Annotated in this window: 13 protein-coding genes; 8 read left to right on the forward strand and 5 right to left on the reverse strand. The window is 72.1% G+C overall.

Annotated features, from left to right (window positions below; translation table 11 throughout):
* The first annotated feature begins 197 nt into the window (after positions 1–197).
* Positions 198–1,193: an aspartyl/asparaginyl beta-hydroxylase domain-containing protein gene (locus ABGB06_RS34905; protein WP_347598028.1), complete on the forward strand. Its 996-nt coding sequence runs from the start codon at positions 198–200 to the stop codon at positions 1,191–1,193.
* 46 nt (positions 1,194–1,239) lie between these two features.
* Here ABGB06_RS34905 and ABGB06_RS34910 read toward each other — a convergent pair whose 3' ends face one another.
* The gene (locus tag ABGB06_RS34910) at positions 1,240–2,058 is read right to left on the reverse strand and encodes a serine protease (RefSeq protein WP_347598031.1); all 819 of its coding nucleotides are present in this window, start codon (positions 2,056–2,058) and stop codon (positions 1,240–1,242) included.
* Between the two features lie 313 nt (positions 2,059–2,371).
* Here ABGB06_RS34910 and ABGB06_RS34915 point away from each other — a divergent pair, with 313 nt between their 5' ends.
* The 7 genes from ABGB06_RS34915 to ABGB06_RS34945 all read left to right on the forward strand — a co-directional run bounded on the left by ABGB06_RS34915 (position 2,372) and on the right by ABGB06_RS34945 (position 10,453).
* A complete protein-coding gene (locus ABGB06_RS34915; protein ID WP_347598034.1) occupies positions 2,372–3,241 on the forward strand; it encodes a helix-turn-helix transcriptional regulator in 870 nt (289 codons plus the stop codon).
* A gap of 77 nt (positions 3,242–3,318) precedes the next feature.
* Positions 3,319–4,554, forward strand: a complete 1,236-nt coding sequence (locus tag ABGB06_RS34920; RefSeq protein WP_347598037.1) for an acyl-CoA dehydrogenase family protein — start codon at positions 3,319–3,321, stop codon at positions 4,552–4,554.
* Positions 4,551–5,321, forward strand: coding sequence for an SDR family oxidoreductase (locus ABGB06_RS34925; protein WP_347598040.1), 771 nt, complete (start codon positions 4,551–4,553; stop codon positions 5,319–5,321). The genes ABGB06_RS34920 and ABGB06_RS34925 overlap by 4 nt, the downstream gene beginning before the upstream one ends.
* 1 nt (position 5,322) lies before the next feature.
* Complete coding sequence (locus ABGB06_RS34930) at positions 5,323–6,393, forward strand: phosphotransferase family protein (protein WP_347598043.1); 1,071 nt, start codon at positions 5,323–5,325, stop codon at positions 6,391–6,393.
* Between the two features lie 286 nt (positions 6,394–6,679).
* Entirely contained in the window at positions 6,680–8,998 is a 2,319-nt protein-coding gene (locus tag ABGB06_RS34935) for an AbfB domain-containing protein (RefSeq protein WP_347598046.1), read from the forward strand.
* Positions 8,999–9,108: 110 nt separating this feature from the next.
* Positions 9,109–9,645 carry a VOC family protein gene (locus ABGB06_RS34940; RefSeq protein ID WP_347598049.1) on the forward strand — a complete coding sequence of 179 codons (537 nt, stop codon included), beginning with the start codon at positions 9,109–9,111 and terminating at the stop codon, positions 9,643–9,645.
* Positions 9,638–10,453 (forward strand): MerR family transcriptional regulator, encoded by an 816-nt coding sequence (locus ABGB06_RS34945; RefSeq protein ID WP_347598052.1) that lies wholly within the window; start codon positions 9,638–9,640, stop codon positions 10,451–10,453. The genes ABGB06_RS34940 and ABGB06_RS34945 overlap by 8 nt, the downstream gene beginning before the upstream one ends.
* Before the next feature lie 38 nt (positions 10,454–10,491).
* Here the strand turns inward: ABGB06_RS34945 and pntB are convergent, their stop codons facing one another.
* The 4 genes from pntB to ABGB06_RS34965 form a co-directional block, all read right to left on the reverse strand.
* A complete protein-coding gene (gene pntB, locus ABGB06_RS34950) occupies positions 10,492–11,961 on the reverse strand; it encodes a Re/Si-specific NAD(P)(+) transhydrogenase subunit beta (RefSeq protein ID WP_347598055.1) in 1,470 nt (489 codons plus the stop codon).
* 6 nt (positions 11,962–11,967) lie between these two features.
* Complete coding sequence (locus ABGB06_RS34955; RefSeq protein ID WP_347598058.1) at positions 11,968–13,515, reverse strand: Re/Si-specific NAD(P)(+) transhydrogenase subunit alpha; 1,548 nt, start codon at positions 13,513–13,515, stop codon at positions 11,968–11,970.
* Between the two features lie 396 nt (positions 13,516–13,911).
* On the reverse strand, positions 13,912–14,901 hold the full coding sequence (locus tag ABGB06_RS34960; RefSeq protein ID WP_347598061.1) for an alpha/beta hydrolase-fold protein: 990 nt from the start codon (positions 14,899–14,901) through the stop codon (positions 13,912–13,914).
* Positions 14,902–14,943: 42 nt separating this feature from the next.
* On the reverse strand, positions 14,944–17,109 hold the full coding sequence (locus ABGB06_RS34965; protein ID WP_347598064.1) for an MMPL family transporter: 2,166 nt from the start codon (positions 17,107–17,109) through the stop codon (positions 14,944–14,946).
* Positions 17,110–17,127: the final 18 nt, after the last annotated feature.

Here is a 17,127-nt window from a genome sequence, read left to right on the forward strand (position 1 = left end):
GACGAGAGGAGGCGCGGATGCGCTACATCTACTGAACGGGCTATGAACCAACGAGCTGAACCAACGCTGAACCAACGCGGCCGTGGCCCGGCGTTCTCGTCGCCGGGCCACGGCCCCCCGCACGACGGCCCGGCACGACGGCGCCGCACGATGAGGGGTGAACGACCCGAGGAGCGGAAACGTAAGGAGCGGAACAGATGACCGGCCAGACTCTCGACCCGGCTCGGGGCGTGCTCCCGGCCGCCACGCCCCTGAACCGACGGTACGACGCGGACCGGCTCGCCGCCGAGATCCGCGCCCTGCGCGCGAGCCCGTGGCGGTCGCAGCGCTCCATCGGCCAGGACGGGATGATCCGCGAATCCACGGTGGACTGGACGATCCTTCCGCTGCGCAGTCCCGGCGGCGACCCCGCGCGCACCGACGCCGGCGGCGCCGGCCCGGTCGAGCACGCGGCCACGCCGCATCTGGCCCGGGCGCCGTACGTGGCCGAGATCCTGCGCGGGTTCCCGACGCAACTGCTCGGCGTGCGGCTGATGGCGTTGGGACCGGGCGCGCGCGTCCGCGAGCACCGGGACGGCAAGTTCGGGATGCCGTGGGGACTGGTGCGGCTGCACGTGCCGGTCATCACCAACCCGGAGGCGTACGTCGTCATCGGCGGCGAACGGTTCCACTGGGACGCCGGGCGGCTGTGGTTCGGCGACTTCGACCGTCCGCACCACGTGGGCAACTCCGGCGCCGAGGCGCGCGTCCACCTGGTCCTGGACTGCCTGGTCAGCAGGGCGTTGCTGGAGCTTTTCCCGGACCACGTGGGCGACGGGCTGGCCGACCGGGGCGTCGTGCTCGCCCGGGAGCCGGTTCCGCTGTCCGCCGCGGAGCTGCGGGCGCTGCGGTGCCGGTTCGCCATGCCCGCCCGGTTCGCGGAGTGGTCCGAGGAGGAGCCGGTGGCCGGCCCGGCGGAGACGGTGCCGGCGGAGCTCACGGTCGACGACCGCCACGGACCCGTCCTGAACGTGTCGGGCGCCCCGGCGTTCGGGCTGGTCCACGTCGGTTCGGGCGAGTTCCGCCTGGCCGGCTGGTCGGAGGAGCGCACCCTCCAGCCGGAGCTGACCGCGGCCGAACCGTGCGTACGGTTCCGGGTCCGCAAGGCCGGCGCGGTCAGCGAGTCGGCGGTCCCGGCCCAGCCCGTGCGATGAGCGGCGCCCTCGGAGGCGCAGGGGCCGGGCAGTTGGGTCCGGGACCTCAGGACGTGATCTGCTCGCGCACGTCGGCGGCGTACGCCGTCATCCGGACGTAGACGCCGGGGTAGCCGGGTCGGGCGCATTCGTGCCCCCAGGAGACGACGCCGGCGAGCACGCCGTCGACCACCAGCGGGCCGCCGCTGTCGCGGTTGCAGGCGTCGACGCCGCCCTCGGGGAAGCCGGCGCAGAACATGATCGAGGCGTCGACCTGTGTGCTGTGCGACGCGTACGCCGCCTCGCAGTCGGCGTCCGCGACGATCGGGACCTCGGCGGTCATCAGCTGGTCGGCGCTGGTCCCGGGGTAGGCGGTCCAGCCCCACCCCAGGATGCGGGCCATGGTGCCGGGGGCGTACAGGTGGGTGTCGGTCGGCGCGGCGAACGGCAACGGCTCGTACGGCATCTCGTCGGCGAGCGTGAGCACGGCGATGTCGGCCACGTTCGTGTCGGCGTCGTAGTCCGGATGGAGCCAGACGTCGATCACCTCCCGCACGGTGCCGTCGGAGCCCAGTCGTTCGGTGCGCCCGCCCACGACGTACGTCGACAGTTCGCTGGTCGGATCGCCGTCCACGCAGTGGGCGGCGGTGACGACCTTGGACGGCGCCACGAGGGTGCCGCCGCACCTCGGCACGTACTCGGTGCCGACCTGCATCGTGAACGGATACGCGTCGGTGGTCGTGGGCGTGCCGCCCACGATGAACGGGGCCGGCTCGGCGGCGGAGGCAGGGGCGGCGGCGGGCAAGGAGACGGCGGCGGCGACGGCGGCCACGAGGGCGAACGCCGCCCACGGTCGGCGACGGGTGAGGAACGCGGAGGCAGTCATGGGGCTCCTGACCTTGATGGTGAACGGAGGCCGCCGGCCCGGTGCGGCCGGTGGCGGGTGAGGCGGGCGGGTACACGTCCCGCGGCGGTGCCGCTCGCGGGGGAGTGGGGGATCGGGCGCCCCCCGTCCGCCCGATCCCCGAGGAGAACGCGCTGCACCAATCCACCCTGTGCGGCTTCGTCGGTTCGTCGGTCGTCGGTGAGGTGCGACGCCTTCACCCTCCTCCCGTCGCCGACGGGCAGACAGTGCCCCGCGTTTCCCAGGGACTGTCAGTACCAGGCTGTCGCGGGTGCCGCGGCCACATACTGAGGGCGTGAGCGAATCCGGGGAACTGGGCAGGGCGTTACGTGGCTGGCGCGACCGCACCTCCCCCGCCGCGGTGGGCATACCCGCCGGCGGCGTGCGGCGGGCCGCCGGTCTGCGGCGGGAGGAACTGGCACGGCTGGCCGGCGTTTCGGTGGACTACATCGTCCGCCTGGAACAGGGCCGCGCCACCACTCCCTCGGCGCAGGTGCTGTCCGCGCTGGCCCGCGCGCTGCGGCTGTCGCAGGCCGAGCGCGAGCACCTCTACCTGCTGGCTGGTCAGGCCGTGCCGGGACCCGGTGAGGTGTCGTCGCACATCCCGCCGAGCGTGAGGCGGCTGCTCGACCAGCTGGAGGGGGCGCCGCTGAGCGTGTACGACGCGATGTGGAACCTCATCCTGTGGAACCCGTTGTGGGCCGCCGCCCTGCACGGGGACGCCGCCACGTGGCGTGGGCGCGAGCGGAACGTCGCCTGGCGTCTCTTCGTCCTCGCGCCGCGCTCGGCCATCACCATGCGCGGCGGGCAGCGTGAGTTCGAGACGGCCGTCATCGCCGACCTCCGGACGGCGACCGCCCGTTACCCCGCCGACGCCGGCCTGCGGGCGTTGATCAAGGACCTGCGGGCGGCCAGCGCCGACTTCGCGCGGCAGTGGGACACCGGGATCGTCGGCGTCCACGCCTCGCACACCAAGACCATCCGGCACCCCGACGTCGGCACGCTCACCCTCGACTGCGACACCCTGACCGTCCCCGGCAGCGACCTGCGCATCCTCGCCTACACCGCCGCCCCCGGCAGCGACAGCGCCGACCGGCTCAAGCTCCTCGACGTCATCGGCACCCAGCCCCTGGCCGACGACCGCGCGCCGCGCCAGGTGCACTGAACGCGCCTATTGAGCCGCGCCCGTCCGGTGGTTACTGTCGGGTCACAACCACGTCGTCCGAGCCGAGGGAGCGGGCCGTGGACTTCGCCCACTCAGCGCGGGGACGGGAGTACGTCGACCGCGTCGCCGCGTTCGTCGACGCCGAGATCCTGCCCCGCGAACGCGAGTACCTCGGCGCCCTGCGTGCCCAGGCCGACCGTTGGGCGGTCCCGCCGCTGATCGAGGAGCTCAAGGACAGGGCCCGCCAGCAGGGCCTGTGGAACCTCTTCCTGCCCGACCCCCGACACGGCGCGGGGCTGAGCGTGACGGAGTACGCGCCGCTGGCCGAGCTGATGGGCCGGTCGCCCATCGCACCCGAGGTGTTCAACTGCAACGCCCCCGACACCGGAAACGCCGAGGTCCTGCTCCACCACGGCAGCGACGAACAACGCGCGACGTGGCTGGAGCCGCTGCTGCGGGGGCGGATCCGCTCGGCGTTCTGCATGACCGAACCGGGCGTGGCCTCCTCGGACGCCACCACCATGGAGGCGACCGCGGTCCTGGACGGCGACGAGGTGGTGCTCAACGGCCGCAAGTGGTGGAGCACCGGGATCGGGCACCCCCACTGCCGGTTCGTGATCTTCATGGGGCTGACGCACCCCGACGCCGACCGCCACCGGCGGCATTCCATGGTGCTCGTGCCCACCGACACCCCCGGGGTGCGCATCGAGCGGATGCTGCCCGTCCTCGGCTACCTCGACGAGCCGTACGGCCACGGCGAGGTGTCCTTCACCGACGTGCGGCTGCCGCGGGACGCGATCATCGCCGGTGCGGGCCGCGGCTTCGAGATCGCCCAGGGCCGGCTGGGTCCCGGCCGCATCCACCACTGCATGCGTCTCATCGGCATGGCCGAGCGGGCGCTGGAGCTCGCCTGCCGCCGTTCGACCGAACGCACCGCGTTCGGCAAGCCCCTGGCCAACCTCGGCGGCAACCGCGAACGCATCGCCAGGGCCCGCATCGCGATCGACCAGGCCCGCCTGCACGTCCTGCACACCGCGTGGCTGCTGGACACCGCCGGCCCGCTCGGGGCGATCACCGCGCTGTCCGCGGTCAAGGCGTCGGTCCCGGCCATGACGCAGGAGGTCGTCGACATGGCCATCCAGCTGCACGGCGGCCTCGGCCTGTCCGACGACACCCCCCTGGCCGGCTTCCTGGCCGCCGCGCGGGCCCTGCGCCTGGCGGACGGCCCCGACGAGGTGCACCTCGGGCTCGTCGCCAGACACGAGCTCGGCAGACACAGGGAACGATCCGCCGACAGGGAGCCGCCCGGATGACCACCCGGACCACCCGGACCACCCGACAGAAGATACTGATCACCGGAGCCAGCGCCGGACTCGGCGAGCAGATGGCCCGCGACTTCGCGGCCGTGGGGCGCGACCTCGCCCTGTGCGCCCGCCGCACCGACCGGCTGGAGCGGCTGCGGGAGGAACTGGTCGCCGCCCATCCGCGCGTCACGGTCTCCGTGCGCGCCCTGGACGTGAACGACCACGACCACGTCTTCGAGGTCTTCCGCGCCTTCCGTGCCGACCTCGGCCGCCTCGACCGGGTCATCGTCAACGCCGGACTCGGCAAGGGGCAGCCCGTCGGCACCGGACGTTTCGACGCCAACCTGCACACCGCTCGGACCAACTTCACCGCCGCGCTCGCCCAGTGCGAGGCGGCCGTGGAGATCTTCCGCGAGCAGAACGCGGGGCATCTGGTGGTCGTCTCCTCGATGAGCGCCATGCGCGGCATGCCCCGCAACCTCACCGCCTACGCGGCCTCCAAGGCCGGCGTGGCCGCGTTGGCCGAGGGCATCCGCGCCGAGCTGCTGCGCACCCCGATCAGCGTCACCACCCTCTTTCCCGGCTACATCGCCTCCGAGATGAGCGCCAGAGCCGCCCGGACCCCGCTGATGGTCTCCACCGCCAAGGGCGTGCGCGCCATGGTGCGGGCCATCGAGGCCGAACGCGTCCAGGCCAAGGTCCCCGCCTGGCCCTGGGTGCCGTTGGGGTTCGCCCTGCGCCACCTGCCTCTCCGCCTGGTCACCAGGGCCGGCTGAGATGAACGAGAAGGACCTCTCGCGCCATGCCGAGCGGCGCGGCGCCGTGCGCGCGGAGGACGCCTTCGACACCGGCCGCGTGGACGCCTGGCTCAAGGAGCGCCTGGACGGACTCACCGGCGTGCCGGAGGCCACCCAGTTCACCGGCGGCGCCTCCAACCGCACCTACCTGCTGCGCTACCCCGGCGTCGAACTGGTGCTGCGCCGCCCGCCGGCCGGGCGCAGGGCGTCCTCCGCGCACGACATGAGCCGCGAGTACGAGGTCCAGCGCCGGCTGAAACCGGTCTTCCCCCCGGTGCCCACGGTCCGCGCGCTGTGCCGGGACCCGGAGGTCATCGGCGACGACTTCTACGTCATGGACCGCGTGCCGGGGCTCGTGCTGCGCGGTCACCCTCCCGAGGGCCTCACGCTGGACCGCGCGCGGGCCCGCCGGCTGTCCGAGACCTTCGTCGACACCCTCGCCGACCTCCACAGTGTCGACGTCGAAGCCGCCGGCCTCACCGGGCTCGGCAGAGGCGCCGGCTACGTGCGACGGCAGGTGGCGGGCTGGACCCGCCGCTACGCCCAGGCGCGCACCTTCAACACCCCCACCTTCGCCAGGGTGACCGCCTGGCTCGCCGCCAACCAGCCGGACGACGTGGCCACCCGCGTGGTCCACAACGACTGGCGGCTGGACAACATCGTCCTGGACCCGGACACCCTGCGCCTGGTGGGCGTTCTGGACTGGGAGATGGCCACCCTCGGCGACCCGCTGATGGACCTCGGCGGCGCGCTGGCCTACTGGGTGCAGGCCGACGACGACCGGGTGGCGCGCTCCACTCGGCGCCAGCCCAGCCACCTGCCGGGCATGCACACCCGCGCCGAGATCGTCGAACGCTACTGCGACCGCACCGGCCTGGACGCCGGCAACTGGCCCTTCTACGAGGCCTTCGGCCTGTTCCGGCTGGCCGTGATCGCCCAGCAGATCTACTACCGCTACCACCACAGGCAGACCCGCAACCCCGCCTTCCGCAACCTGTGGCTCGTGGTGCACTACCTCAACTGGCGCTGCCGCCGCGTCATCTCCCGGTGAACCGGGAACGTTCGGAATGTTTGGTTTCTTGTATTTGCACGGGCAGACGGGTGCGGAGTCCAGACACCCTTTCCGGAGCGTGTCAAGGCGTTGGAGTTCCGGAACTGGTCCGCCTTCGAGAAACGCCAGTTCATCGCCTTGGTCTCGGGAAAACGCGCCGGCCGGCCGTAATCCGCCGTGTCGAACTCATCGACAGGCGGCCCGGGTGGGTGCTGTCATGTTCACACATTTATCAAGTCGAACCCACAATGCCCCACGCACTCGTATGCCACCTTCGGAGGTAAACGTGCGCCAGAGGCCCTCATCCCCCACCCCAGGACATCCCTCGCGCCGCGGCGTCGTGCTGGGCGCCGCGGTACTCGTCGCCGCCCCACTGCGCCTGCTCACCGCCGCCCCACCGGCTCACGCGGCCGCGTGGGTTCCCGGCACCCCGCCGCTCACGACTCCCTGGACCAGCCAGGTCTCCCCGGACAACGCCCTGCCCGAACACCCCAGGCCGCAGCTCGTCCGGCCGGAGTGGCGCAACCTGAACGGCGTCTGGGAGTGGTCGCCGGCCGCCGCCGGCGAGGCACCGCCCACCGGTCGGACCCTGGACCGGAGCGTCCTCGTTCCGTACCCGGTGGAGTCCGCACTCTCCGGCATCGCCGAATCGCACCCGCGCATGTGGTACAAGCGAGCCTTCAGTGTTCCCGGCGAATGGGCCGGGCGTCGGGTCCTGCTCCACCTCGACGCCGTCGACTGGCGGGCCGACGTCCATGTCAACGGCCAGAAGATCGGCGATCACCAGGGCGGGTACGACCGCTTCTCCTTCGACATCACCGACGCCCTGCGGGCCGGTGACAACGAACTGATCGTCGGCGTCCTCGACCTGACCAATTCCGGCGGCCAGGCCGTCGGAAAACAGAGCAACGACCCGGAGGGCATCTTCTACACCCCCGCCTCCGGAATCTGGCAGACAGTCTGGCTGGAGGCCGTCGATTCCGCCCACCTCACCCGCCTCGACATCACCCCCGACGTGGCGAACGGGCGCGCCCAGATCGTGGCGCACGCCTCGGGCGCCGCGGGAGCCACCGTCCAGGTCACCGTCCGCAACGACGGCGAGGTGGTCGCCACCGCCTCCGGCAGCCCCGGCACGGCCCTCCGGGTGGACGTGCCCGACGCCCGCCTGTGGTCGCCGGACGACCCGTTCCTCTACGACCTGGACGTCTCCCTCGTCAGCGGGGGGCAGACGCGCGACATCGTCACCAGCTACTTCGGCATGCGCTCCATCGGCAAGGCGATGGTCGACGGCGTGCTCCGGCCCGTCCTCAACGGGAAGCCGGTCTTCCAGATGGGCACCCTCGACCAGGGCTACTGGCCGGACGGGATCTACACCGCGCCGACGGACGAGGCCCTGCGCTTCGACGTCCAGGCCCATCGTGACCTGGGCTTCAACACCATCCGCAAGCACGTGAAGATCGAACCCGACCGCTGGTACCACTGGGCGGACCGGCTCGGCCTGATGGTGTTGCAGGACATGCCGGCGATGCGGACCCCGGCCGAGCCCGCGGCCGCCGACCGCGCGCAGTACGAGCTCGAACTGCGCGAGCTGGTCGACCAACACCGGAGCTTCCCGTCCATCCTCGAATGGATCCCGTTCAACGAGGGCTGGGGCCAGTACGACGCCGGGCGCATCGCGGACCTGGTCAAGAGCTGGGACCCCACGCGGCTGGTCACCGCGGCCTCCGGCTGGCACGATCCGGGCAACGGCGACGTGGTCGACTCCCACATCTACGTCGGCCCGGGCCACCCCACCGGACCGAGCGACACCAGGATCTCCGCACTCGGCGAGTACGGTGGCCTGGGCCTGCGGACACCCGACCACGAGTGGAGCCCGGGCGACGGCTTCGGCTACGAGATGGTGTCGGACGGCCAGGAGCTGACGGGCCGCTACATCGGCCTGCTCGTCGGGGTCCAGCAGCTGCAGCGCAACAACGGCCTCTCCCGCGCCATCTACACGGAGATCACCGACGTGGAGAACGAGGTCAACGGCCTGTACACCTACGACCGGCAGGTCCTGAAGGTGGACCGCGCCCGCATCGCCGCCGCCCACGCCGACCTGCTGGCGGGCCGCCGGATCGGCGGACAGGCCACCGTGCCGGTGAACACCTGGCAGTCCCTGCGCGTCACCACTCCGGGGCACACCGACCGGTACCTGCGCCACCAGGACGCCCTGGCGTTCACCGAACCGGTCACGGCCGCCAGCCCGCAGCTGCTGCGGGAGGACGCCACCTGGCGCCTCGTGCCCGGCCTCGCGGACCCCACCTGCTACTCCATCGAGTCCCGCAACTTCCCGGGCGAGTACCTGCGGCACCGGAACTCACGGGTGGAGCGGGGCCGCCCCGACGGCACCGAGCTCTTCCGCGAGGACGCCACCTGGTCCGCCGTCCCTGGCCTGAGCGGCACCGGCGTGTCGTTCCGGTCCTACAACCTCCCGCACCGCTACCTGCGCCACTACGACAGCGCGCTGTGGATCGCGGCGAACGGCGGCCCGCAGCCCTACGACAGCCGCACTCTTTTCCGCGAGGACGCCACCTGGACCATCGCCCCACCCTGGGCGGGGTGACCCCTCGGGACCCCGGACGACCTCCCGCTCACGGGAGCGGGAGGTCGTGGGTGCGAGACGCGCGGGCTCGGCTTGACCCTCACGCCGCGTGAGGCTGGAAGGTGGGGCGCATGAGCGACTACTACGACGCGTTCGAGATGAGTCCCGTGCCCGATCCCGGCCCGGACGCGGTTCCGCCGGAGCCGTTCCGCGGCATCTACGCGATGCCCGCGTTCGTGACGATCCCCACGAACGATCTGGCGGCGTCGGTGGACTTCTGGGTTCGTGGGCTCGGGTTCATCGAGCTGTTCGGCATCCCCGACCGGCTCGTGCATCTGCGCCGGTGGGCGTTCCAGGACGTACTCCTCGTCTCGGCGGAGCGCGTTCCGGCGCGGGCGCCGGAGATGAGCTGTAGTTTCGCGTGCCTGCAGAGCCAGCTCGATGCCGTTGTCGAGGACTGTCGTGCGTTGCGACCGGACTCGGTCGACGGTCCGCGGGACACTCCCTGGAACACCCGCGACGTCACGGTGATCACCCCCGAGAACGCCCGGATCGTCCTCACCGCGGCGAAGCCCTTCGATCCGGCCAGTCAGGAGGCGCGGAACCTCGCGGCCGTCGGGATCACCCCGCCGGGCGTCGGTCGCGGTGACAATGACGGGCATGCCTGATGCCGCTGATGCCAGTGAGGAGGCCGACGGCCTGACCGTCGGACAGGTCTCGAAGCGGCTGGGCGTGACCGTCCGCGCGCTGCACCACTGGGACGAGATCGGTCTGGCGCGACCGTCGCTGCGCACGGCCGCCGGATACCGGCTCTACACCGCCGGTGATCTGGAACGCCTGCACCGCGTCGTCGTCTACCGTGAGATCGGCCTCGGTCTGGACAGGATCCGGGCCGTCCTGGACGACTCGGCCGCCGACGTGCCGGGCGCGCTGCGCGCGCAGCGGGCCCGGGTCGCCGAGCGGATCGACCGCCTCCAGCAGCTCGGCGTCGGACTGGACCGGATGATCGAGGCCCACGAGCGCGGCCTGCTGCTGACCGCCGAGCAGCAGGCCGAGATCTTCGGCCCCCGCTGGAACCCGGACTGGCCCGCCCAGGCGCGTCAGCGCTACGGGGACACGACGCAGTGGGCGCAGTACGTCGAACGCTCGGCCTCGCGCGGCCCGGCGGAGTGGCAGGCCGTCTCCGACGCCGTTGCCCGTCTCGACCGCGCCCTCGGGGACGCGATGGACGCCGGCGTCACGCCGGGCAGCCCGGAGGCGAACCACCTCGTCGAGCGGCACCGCGAGGTCTTCGCCTCGTACTTTCCCCTCACCCGGGAGATGCAGGTCTGTCTCGGCCGCATGTTCGAGGATGATCCCGGATTCGCCGCGCACTACGACGGCATCCGCGCCGGCCTGGCCGCGTGGTTCCGGCGCGTCATCGACGCCAGCGCCCGCGCCCACGGCCTCGACCCCGACACCGCGACCTGGCGGTAGCGCGGTGCGCGGGAGCGGTGCGGGGGAGCGGTGCGGGGTCAGCTCCTCCGGGTGGAGACGAGTTCGCGGCCGTCCGGCTCGTCGGGTGTGGCGGGGGCGGGGCCCAGCGCGTGCAGGATCTCCTCCACGCGCTGTTTCGCGTCGCCGAAGAGCATCTCGCTGTTGTCGCGGAAGAACAGGGGGTTCTGCACGCCCGCGTAGCCGGGGGCCATGGAGCGTTTGAAGACGACGACGTGTTCGGCCTCCCACACGCGCAGCACCGGCATGCCGGCCAGCGGGCTGGTCTGGTCCTCCTCCGCGGCCGGGTTGACGGTGTCGTTGGCGCCGATGACCAGGACGACCGAGGTGCCGGGGAAGTCGTCGTTGATCTCGTCCATCTCCAGGACGATGTCGTAGGGCACCTTGGCCTCGGCCAGCAGCACGTTCATGTGTCCTGGCAGGCGGCCGGCGACCGGGTGGATGGCGAAGCGCACGGTCACGCCGCGCTCGCGCAGCAGGCGGGTGAGTTCGGCGACCGGGTACTGGGCCTGCGCGACGGCCATCCCGTAGCCGGGGGCGATGACGACGGACGAGGCGCCCGCCAGCAGGTCGGCGGTCTGGGCGGCGCTGGTCTCCCGGTGCTCGCCGGTCTCGGCGTCCGCCCCGGCGGGCGCCTCGAGGCCGAAGCCGCCGGCGATGACGGACAGGAACGAGCGGTTCATCGCCTTGCACATGAGGAACGAGAGGTAGGCGCCGGAGGAGCCGACCAGCGCGCCGGTCACGATCAGCAGGTTGTTGTTCAGCAGGAAGCCGGAGGCGGCGGCGGCCCAGCCGGAGTAGCTGTTGAGCATGGAGACCACGACGGGCATGTCGCCGCCGCCGATGGAGGCGACCAGATGCCAGCCGAGCAGCAGGGCGAGGGTGGTGACCGCGATCAGCAGACCGAGCGAGGGCTGGGCGACGAAGAAGCCGGTCAGCACGCCGAACGCGGCCAGCGCGCCGAGGTTGAGGGCGTTCTTCCCCGGCAGCATCAGCGGCCGGGACGCGATCCGGCCCGCGAGCTTCAGGTACGCGACCACGGAGCCGGTGAGGGTGACGGCGCCGATGAAGACGCCGATGAAGACCTCGGCGTGGTGGATGCGCAGCAGCTCCTCGGCGACGGCGGTCTGCGCGCTGCCGGAGTGCTCGACCTCCAGATAGCCGTTCCAGCCCACGAGCACGGCCGCGGCGCCGACGAAGCTGTGCAGCAGCGCGATGAGCTCCGGCATGGCGGTCATCTCGACGCGCCTGGCCCGCCAGATGCCCAGGGCGGCGCCCACGGCCAACGCGGCGAGCAGCAGCGTGACGCCGGTGGCGGCGATGCTGCGGGAGGCGAGGCCGACCGTTGCGGCCAGGGCGATGGCCATCCCGGCGATGCCGAAGACGACGCCCGAACGGGACGTCTCGTGCCTGGACAGGCCGGCCAGGCTCAGGATGAACAGCAGTGCGGCGACGATGTAGGCCGCGTCGGCGGCCGTGGTGGCGGTCATCGTTCCTCAGCCTTTCGAGAACATGCTGAGCATGCGGCGGGTCACGGCGAAACCCCCGAAGATGTTGATGCTGGCCAGCAGGATCGCGATGCAGGACAGCACCGTGACGGTCGTGTCCGCGTGGCCGATCTGGAGCAGCGCGCCCACGACGACGACCCCGGAGATGGCGTTGGTGACCGACATCAGGGGGGTGTGCAGCGCGTGGTGCACCTTTCCGATCACGTAGTAGCCGATCACGACGGAGAGCGCGAAGACGGTGAAGTTCCCGATCAGCTGCGGCGGCGAGAAGGCGGTCAGCAGGAAGAGTCCCACGGCCCCGAGGGCGGCCACCCCGTACCTGACGGCGGCGGTGGAACGCGACGTCCGCCGCACGGGCGCGGCGGCCGGGGCTGGGGTCTGGGTGGGGGCGGCCGAGACGCTCACGGGCGGCGGCGGCCAGGTCTTCTCGCCGTCGCGGACGACCGTCACGGACCGCTGCACGACGTCGTCGAAGTCCAGGGCGAGCCGCCCGTCCTTGTCCGGCGTGAGGAGCTTCAGCAGGTTGAGCGCGTTGGTGCCGAAGAGCTGGGACGCCTGGGCGGGCAGGCGGCCCGGCAGGTCGGTGTAGCCGATGAGGGTCACGCCGTTGTCGGTGACGATCGCGCGGCCCGGCACCGTGCCCGCCACGTTGCCGCCCTGCGCGGCGGCCATGTCCACGACCACGCTGCCCGGTTTCATCGCGGCCACGTCCGCCTCGGTGAGCAGCCGGGGCGCGGGGCGGCCGGGGATCAGCGCGGTGGTGATGACGATGTCGACCTCGGCGGCCTGCGCCCGGTAGAGCTCGGCGGCGCGCCGGTCGTACTCGGCCGAGGTGGCCTTCGCGTAGCCGTCGCCGCTCGCCGCCTGCGCCTCCCGCGCCGGCTCGACGGCGAGGTACTCGCCGCCCAACGAGCGGACCTGGTCGGCGACCTCGGGGCGTGGGTCGGTGGCGCGCACGACCGCGCCCAGGCTGACCGCCGCACCGATGGCGGCGAGGCCCGCCACCCCGGCGCCGGCCACCAGGACCTTGGCTGGCGGCACCTTTCCGGCCGCGGTGACCTGTCCGGTGAAGAACCGGCCGAAGACATGGGCCGCCTCGATGACCGCCCGGTATCCCGCGATGTTGGCCATGGAGCTGAGCACGTCCATCGACTGGGCGCGCGAGATGCGCGGCACCGCGTCCAGGGCGAGCGCGGTCAACGACCGGTCGGCCAGGGACTCGATGAGCTCGGGTCTGAGCGCCGGACTGAGGAGGCCGATCAGGGTGGCCCCGTCCCGCAGACGGCGGACCTCGGCGTCGTCCGGCGCGTTGATCTTGAGCACGACGTCGCTCGTCCAGGCGTCGCCGAGCTGGGCGCCCTCCGCCACGTAGGCGGCGTCGGAGAAGCCGGACGCCGTCCCGGCGCCCGGTTCGACCACCACCTCGTAGCCGAGCGCGCGCAGCTGACGCGTGGTTGACGGGGTGGCCGCCACGCGGGTCTCGCCGGGGGTCGACTCGGCGACGATGCCCAGGCGTTGGGGGCCCGGCTGGCTCATGACACCGCCCTTTCCCACGTGGACCGCACCCGACCGGCGGGTGACGAGGGCGGTGCCGCGGCGGACGGATCTCGCTCACGTCACCCGGGGAACCGCCCCGGGAACACCCGGGAACGGGAAGCCCAGGAACTAGGGAGACGCGTCGAACAAGCCGCGGGCACGGTGGCCGGAGGAGTGCGGACTACCGAGAGATACGAGTTTGGGAGCGAAATGTGAGGCTCTCCGGATGCTAAACACCAGTTGTCTTCACGTCAAGATAGCGAGGAGTGTCAACTCGACCACCGAGGCCCGAGTGCGGTCCGCGACGCCCGCCGCCCGGGCCCGCCGTGACGGGCGACGGGCCACGGGCGTCACGTTCGGCGGATCAGCCGCCGTCCCGCGCCGCCGTCGCGGCGTTCACGCCTTGCGCAGCCGGCCGATGATGCCGTCGAGGTCGGTGCGGAACACGTCCTCGCGGATGACGTGTCCGCCGGGCTCCTCGAGCCCTTCGTGCGGGATGCCGGCCTCCCCGAGCAGCGCCCGGAACTCCCGCTGGCCGGCCAGCACCTCGGACTCGTTGAGCACGTCGAACGGGTCGACCGGATTGGGGCTGTCGCCGGCGACCATGAAGACCCGCTTGTCGCGGTAGCTCTCGATGTTCTCGACCGGATTGTCGGCGCTGACCCTCGCCTCGTCCCACGGCGCGCCGTAGACCATGCCACCGCCGAGCTCGACCGCGGCGGAGCTCACGTTGGCCCAGTGGACGACCGCACCGAAATCGCGCCGGAGGCTCGGCGGTCCCGAATGGGCGCTGACGGCGGCGAAGAGGTCGGGATACTTGGCCGCGTACTTCAGCGCCCCGAAACCGCCCATCGAGAATCCCGAGACGGCGCGGCCGTCGTATTCGGCGAATGTTCGGAAGTTCTGCTCGACCCACGGGCGCATCTGGTCGATGTGGAAGGTCTCCCAGTTCCGCGGGCCGACGTTGGAGCTGACCGGATTCGAGTACCAGCCCGCGTGGCCGCCGTCGGGCATCACGACGATGATCGGCTTGCCGGCGGTCCAGGCGCGGATGCCCACCCGGTCCCAGGAGATGAAGTCCTGGTCGGTGCCGCCGCCGTGGAACAGGTAGAGGACGGGGTAGGCGCGCCCGCTGGTGTGGTAGTCGTCGGGGAGCAGGACGTTGATCGCCGGGTCCCATTCGATCGCGTCGGTCGCGAAACGGTAGTACCACATCCTGGGGTCGCTCTCGCCGCGATCCACGATGTGCAGCCCGAATCCGTCGTCGGCCGCGCCGGCCGACGACGCCGTCAGCAGAATGCTCCCGCCGCCGACTGCCGCTGCCGCGGATATCCCGCCGACGGCCTTCAGAATGCTCCTGCGGGCGGGACGATGCTCACTCACCATGACCTCCGGGTGGGAATGTGGGGAAAGGACGTGAGTGCTCGGCTAGCCAGGGGAACTCTGATTGTCGGCAAGGCGGCCGGTCAAGCCGGGTAAGCCACGGCTTACGTCCACCCCACCCCGGCCCGCACCGTCGCCACGGTCACCTCTCGGCGCGGCCGGCCACCAGGTCAGGTGGCCGATGTCCCGCACCAGGGCGGGGACGAGGAGCGACCGCACGACGATGGTGTCGAGGAGCACCCCGAAGGCGACGATGAACGCCAGTTGGGCCAGGAAGGCCAGGGGAATGACGATCAGCGCCGCGAACGTGGCCGCGAGGACCACGCCGGCCGACGTGATCACGCCACCGGTGGCGATCAGGCCGCGCAGCACGCCCTGGCGGGTGCCGTGGCGCAGGGTTTCCTCGCGGACTCGCGACATGAGGAAGATGTTGTAGTCCACGCCGAGCGCGACGAGGAAGACGAACCCGTACAGCGGCACGGAGGCGTCGGTGCCGCTGAAACCGAACCCGTGCTGGAAGACGAGGCTGGCGATGCCGAGCGTGGCCAGGTAGTTGAGGGCGACGGTGGCCACCAGCAGGAGCGGCAGCAGAACCGAGCGCAGCAGGATCATCAGGATGGCGAGGATGATCACGAGGATCACGGGGATGATGACGAGCCGGTCGCGTTCCGCCGTCCGCTGCGTGTCGTACTGCTGGGCGGTGTAGCCCCCGACCAGGGCGTCCGCGCCCTCGACCTCGGCCAGGGCGGTCCGCAGGTCCCGGACGGTGCTCCTGGCGGCGTCGCTGTCGGGGTTCGCGGCGAGGGTGGCGTCGACGCGGACCAGCCCGTCGACGACGAAGGGCTCCCCACCTCCGGGACGGCCTTCGGCGGTCACGGGCGCGGCGCTCGCGACGCCCTCGACGTTCCGGGCGGCGGCGACCACCTCGTCGGCGCGGTCGGCGGCGGCGATGATCACGGCCGGCTGCCCCGAGCTGCCGGGGAAGTGCTCGCTGAGGGCTTCCTGGGCGCTGACCGAGGGGGCGTCGTGGACGAACGTCTCGTCCAGCGGCACCCCGTCGGAACTGAGGGTGGGGAAGAAGGCGGCGCCGACGGCCAGGGCCACGATGGTGCCGGCCCACAGCTGTCGGGGCCTGGTGTCGACCCAGTGGGCGACGCGGCGCCACAGGCCGTGGCCGCCGGTCTCCTGTTCGGTGGCGCGGGGGCGGGCCGGCCAGAACGCGGCCCTGCCGACCAGGGCCAGGACGGCGGGCAGGAACGTCACGGTGGTGATGACCGCGCAGGCGATGCCGATCGCGCCCACCGGGCCCAGGGCGCGATTGTTGGTGAGGTCGCTGATCAGCAGGGCGAGCAGGCCCATCGCGACGGTGGCGGCGCTCGCGGCGATGGCCCCGAAGGAGGTTCGGACGGCCTTGACGGCGGCGGCCCAGGGGTTCGCGGGGCCGAGTTCCTCGCGGAAGCGGGCCGTGAGCAGCAGCGCGTAGTCGGTGGCGGCGCCGATCACCAGGATGGAGAGGATGCCCTGCACCTGGCCGTCGACGCGCACGACGTCGGCGTCGGCGAGGAGGTAGACGACGGCGCAGGCGATGCCGAGGGCGAGGACCGAGCTGATGATGATCGTGAACGGCAGCAGGACGCTGCGGTAGACCAGCAGCAGGATCACGAGGACGGCGGCGAGGGCGACGCCGAGCAGCAGACCGTCGATGCCGGCGAAGGCGTCGGACAGATCGGCCTGGGAGGCGGCGGGGCCCGCGATGTGCACCGTGGTTCCGTCGACCGCCTCGGCGCCGGCGCGGATCTGGTCGAGCACGGCGGCGAGCTCGTCCCCCGACTCGGGGCTCAGGGGGACGACGCCCTGCAGCGCCATGCCGTCGTCGGCGCGCAGCGCGGGAGTGGGGCTGTCCATCACCCACTCGGCGGACCTCAGCTCGGCCAGCGAGGCGGTGGCGGCCTCTCGCTGGGCCGGGGTTACCTCGCCGTCGTCCGCGAGCCACACGACGATCGCCGGCAGGGTCTCCTCCTGGTCGAAGGCCTCCTGCGCCTCGATGACCCGGGTCGACTCGGCGCTCCGCGGGAGGAACGAGGCCTGGTCGTTGGTTGACACCTCGCCCAGCTTCCCGGCGTAGGGGCCGAAGACTCCGCCCAGGACCAGCCAGGTGATGACCAGGAGCAACGGAATCAGCCATCGGGCGGGTCGGCTCGTGCGGTTCATGGTGGTCCCCGGTCCCCG

It is taken from the genome of Streptomyces sp. B6B3, assembly GCF_039871525.1.
In the GTDB taxonomy this organism is placed as follows: domain Bacteria; phylum Actinomycetota; class Actinomycetes; order Streptomycetales; family Streptomycetaceae; genus Streptomyces.